Raw genomic sequence first — 1,160 nt, 5'->3', positions numbered from 1 at the left:
CGATGCTGGCGGTGGGCCGGTCGAGCGAACGAGACGTTGTCGTTCTGCCGACTGGAAGGAGACCACCGTCATGGCAGAGCAGACCCCGGAGAGCACCGAGCCCAACGAGCCGGTCGCCTTCAACATCACCGACGCCACCGATGAGCAGCTGCTCGCCGAGTACGGGCGCGTCAAGACCGCCGGGACCGAGCTGTCCGGGCAGAAGGACGCCGACCCCGCCGAGCTGTCCGGCCTCGCCACGCAGCTCCAGGAGCTGGCCGCCGTCATCAGCGAGCGGAAGACCGCCGCCGAAGCCACACAGGCCGCCCGCGACGCCTTCGCGTCCGCGCCCGACCTGACGATCCCCACCCAGGTCATCCCCGAGCCCGCGGCCCCCGCCGTCGTCGAGGAGCCCGCCGTCGAGACCCCGCCCGCGCAGGTCCCGTCCGTCTCTCAGATGGCTGCCCAGACCACCATGCCGCAGGCCCCGCCGGTATCCACCCCGCGCTACGACAAGGTCTCCCTCCGGTTCAGCTCCGACGCCGCCGGCGTCATGGGCCGCAACGTGGGCGAGGAGACCGACACCCACGCCCTCACCGAGGCAAGCCGACAGCTGTTCGGCCAGTTCGGCAACAGCCGTGTCGGCGGCGGCATTCGCGCCGAGCGGGCCCTCGGCAAGCTCTCCCGCGAGCGCGAGTTCCGCGTCTCCGGCGACCGCAACACCGACGCCCGCACCCTCAAGGAGCTCACCGACTACCGGCGCCGCCTCCCCTCCGTGCAGGAGTGGGAGAAGTCCGTCAGCGACGCCAACTCCCTCACCGCCGCTGCTGGCTGGTGCGCGCCCTCCGAGATCCGCTACGACCTGTGCAGCCTCTGGGAGCGGGACGGGTTCATCGACCTCCCCACCATGGGCGCCCCCCGCGGCGGCGTGCAGTACTCGAAGAACTACCTGTGGCGCGAGATCATGGACGCGGGCCTCACGTCGTTCACGCGGCTCACCGAGGCGCAGGTCATCGCGGACACCCCGAAGAACTGCACCGAGCTGCCCTGCCCGTCGTTCACCGAGCGGCGCCTGGATGTGGCCGTTACCTGCATCACCGGCAGCTTCCTCCAGGACGTGGGCTACCCGGAGAACGTCGCCAACCTCGTCGACGGCCTCCTCCTCAAGCACGAGGTGGAGA

The 1,160-nt window shown here is 70.8% G+C and carries 1 protein-coding gene; it reads left to right on the top strand.

All coding sequences use genetic code 11. From position 1 onward, the window contains the following. Positions 1-70: 70 nt before the first annotated feature. On the top strand, positions 71-1,160 hold a 1,090-nt coding region (locus ABZZ22_RS27015; protein ID WP_354938668.1), incomplete at its 3' end, for a major capsid protein.

The sequence above is a fragment of the Nocardioides sp. NPDC006273 genome, from assembly GCF_040613495.1.
GTDB lineage: Bacteria > Actinomycetota > Actinomycetes > Propionibacteriales > Nocardioidaceae > Nocardioides.
Note: the sequence above shows the minus strand (reverse complement) of the source record. Positions and strands in the feature narration are given on the sequence as shown.